The sequence below is a fragment of the Streptococcus infantis genome, from assembly GCF_001579645.1.
In the GTDB taxonomy this organism is placed as follows: domain Bacteria; phylum Bacillota; class Bacilli; order Lactobacillales; family Streptococcaceae; genus Streptococcus; species Streptococcus infantis_E.
This window is the reverse complement of the sequence record NZ_KQ970819.1, coordinates 184514-187745: the sequence shown is the minus strand read 5'-3', so window position 1 is coordinate 187745 and position 3232 is coordinate 184514. Positions and strand designations below refer to the sequence as shown.

3 protein-coding genes and 1 pseudogene are annotated in these 3232 nt (G+C 35.2%); all 4 read right to left on the bottom strand.

Annotated elements, in window-relative coordinates:
- The coding region (locus SINDD18_RS05280) for a sodium:solute symporter (RefSeq protein WP_241497348.1) at positions 1–1232 on the bottom strand (1232 nt) is incomplete at its 3' end.
- 27 nt (positions 1233–1259) lie between these two features.
- A complete protein-coding gene (locus SINDD18_RS05275) occupies positions 1260–2177 on the bottom strand; it encodes an N-acetylneuraminate lyase (protein WP_061863356.1) in 918 nt (305 codons plus the stop codon).
- A 24-nt stretch (positions 2178–2201) separates the two neighbouring features.
- Positions 2202–2903, bottom strand: coding sequence for an N-acetylmannosamine-6-phosphate 2-epimerase (locus tag SINDD18_RS05270; protein WP_045611613.1), 702 nt, complete (start codon positions 2901–2903; stop codon positions 2202–2204).
- A gap of 4 nt (positions 2904–2907) precedes the next feature.
- Positions 2908–3232: pseudogene (locus SINDD18_RS11365) on the bottom strand (RpiR family transcriptional regulator); the annotation flags it as partial.

Genomic DNA, 3232 nt, shown 5'->3' with positions numbered 1-3232 from the left:
CTATTGAACCATTCGTATGCAGATTTAATATCTGAATGAGCCATGATAATGGAAACAACAATTGAGAATAAACCTACTGCTAGAGATACGAATTGTGCAATTTTCGTACGACGATCGTCTGACATATTTTTAGAAATGACATCTTGAATATCCAATGTCCATGAAGTTGCAACAGAGTTCAAACCTGTTGAAATAGTTGATTGAGCTGCTGCATAAATCGCTGCCAAGATCAAACCTGTGACACCTACTGGTAACTGGTATGCAATAAAGTACATAAAGATTTGGTCTTGAGGGATATTGCTAGCTGCACTACCTGCATTTTGTACTTGATAGAATACGTACAAGCCTGTACCGATCAAGTAAAAGACTGTTGCAGTTGCAAGTGACAAGACACCATTTGTGAACAACATTTTATTAAGTTTCTTAATATTTTGTGTTGTAGTAAAACGTTGAACCAAATCTTGAGATGAAGCATAAGAAGACAAGATTGTAAAGCCTGAACCCATCACAATTAAGAAGATGGAGTTTGAAAGCAAGTTAGGATCGAAAAGTTTTTCATTTGCAGCAAGGAATTTCCCGTTTGCTAATGTTTCTGCTACTGCACCAAAGCCACCTTTAATATTAGCCATCAGTACAAATAAAGCTACAACGACACCACTAATCAGAACCACACCTTGAATAAAGTCTGTCCATAATACGGATTTTAGACCACCAGTATAAGAATAAACAATTGCAATTGCACCCATCAAAATAATCAAAATATTGATGTCAATTCCTGTCAATACTGATAAACCAGCTGATGGGAGGTACATAATGATAGACATACGTCCCAATTGATAAATAATAAACAAGAGTGCTGAAATAATACGAAGTGCTTTAGAATTAAAACGTTTATCCAAGTAATCATATGCCGTATCGATGTCTATCCGTGCAAAGATAGGTAAGATAAAACGAATTGTCAGTGGAATAGCTACAACCATCCCTAATTGAGCAAACCATAAAATCCAGCTACCTGCATAAGAGTTACCAGCGAGTCCCAAGAAGGAAATCGGACTGAGCATTGTGGCAAAAATGGATACCGAAGTAACATACCAAGGAACCGAACCATCTCCTTTAAAGAACTCTTTTCCTTTCATCTCTTTTTTAGAGAAATAGATACCCGCAACCAACACCGCAAGTAAATAAACAATCAAGATAATTAAGTCAATTATTGTAAATCCTGTTGTGCTCATAACATATCTCCATATTGATTTTATTTATTATAAAAATTCTTTTCGTGCTTGTTGAATAAGTACTGCTGCTTGTTTTGCAACTTCCAAGTCACCTTCTACCAATGCTTCTAAGGGTTGACGAACAGAATCTAAATCAAGTTTTTCATTTAGACGCAAAACCTCTTTTGCTACAGCATACATATTTGCCTTACCTGATACCATCTTATAGATAACTTCATTGATAGCATATTGAAGTTTTTTAGCAGTATCTAAATCTCGTTCTTGAATCAAACTTTCCAATTTCAAGAACAAATCTGGCATAACGCCATAAGTACCACCAATACCAGCTTCTGCTCCCATCAAGCGACCACCAAGATATTGTTCATCTGGACCATTGAATACAATGTAATCTTCTCCACCTGCAGCTACAAACATTTGAATATCTTGTACAGGCATAGAAGAATTTTTAACTCCAATCACACGAGGATTTTGACGCATTGTTGCATACAAACTACCAGTCAACGCAACCCCTGCCAATTGTGGAATATTATAAATGATAAAATCTGTATTTGGCGCAGCTTCACTCATTGCATTCCAATATGCTGCGATTGAATATTCTGGCAATTTGAAGTAAATAGGTGGGATAGCAGCAATAGCATCGACTCCAACACTTTCTGAATGTTTTGCCAATTCAATACTATCCTTCGTGTTATTACAAGCAACATGGTTGATAACTGTTAATTTACCTTTGGCAACTTCCATAACAGCTTCAATAATTTGTTTACGATCTTCTACACTTTGGTAAATACATTCACCTGAAGAACCATTTACATAGATACCTTTTACACCTTTGTCAATGAAATATTGCACCAGAGATTTTACACGTTCTTGGCTAATTTCACCATTTTCATCATAGCAAGCATAAAATGCAGGAATAACGCCTTTGTATTTAGTTAAATCTTTCATCAGATTTCTCCTTTATATTGTTTTTTATTTGATGACATTAATAAATCGCTGAGCAATTTCTTTTGGACGTGTAATCGCTCCACCAATGACAACACTGGTAACACCTAAACTATAAGCTTTTTTTAATTGTTCTGGATAATGAATTTTTCCTTCGGCAATTACCGGAATATTAAAATCAGCCAATTTTTTCATTAGTTCAAAATCAGGTTCATCTGATTGTACACTTGTACTTGTGTACCCTGATAATGTTGTACCAACAAAATCAACGCCTGATTTAAATGCATAGAGACCTTCATCAAAATTACTTACATCCGCCATCAACAATTGATTAGGATATTTTTCTTTTATTTTTTTGATAAATTCACTGACAACTAAGCCATCATATCTTGGTCTTAAAGTTGCATCAAATGCAATGACTGTTGTTCCGCATTCTACAAGTTCATCTACTTCTTTCATCGTAGCAGTAATATATGGTTCTTGAGGTGGATAATCTTTTTTGATAATTCCAATTATTGGTAAATCTACTACTTTCTGAATTGCTTTAATATCACGCACAGAATTTGCGCGAATGCCCACTGCTCCTGCCTCTAAAGCTGCTTTAGCCATAAAAGGCATCAAGCTAAATTCTTCATTATAAAGGGGTTCACCGGGTAAAGCTTGACAAGAAACAATGACTCCACCATGGACTTGACTTATAAATTTTTCTTTAGTCCAAATTTGGCTCATTTTATTATTCCTCCTTATGGATAATAGATTGATTGTAATAATATTGTCTCTCTGGACTTTCCAGATAATGAGAGAATAAGCAGTCTGTAATTAAAAGTATTGGAAACTGAGGTGATATGCGATTGCCATACGAGAGATGATTGATCGAAGCTAATAACAATAATTCATCAAAGAAACAATCTTCTTCGTCAAAATTTCTTGTAGTCATTAAAACTGTTTTAGCGCCTTTATCCGCAGCTTTTTGAAGACCTTCTAGTACAATATCAGTTTGACCTGAAACGGATGCTCCAATGACGAGGCAATTTTCATTAAGTAATAAGCTATTCCAC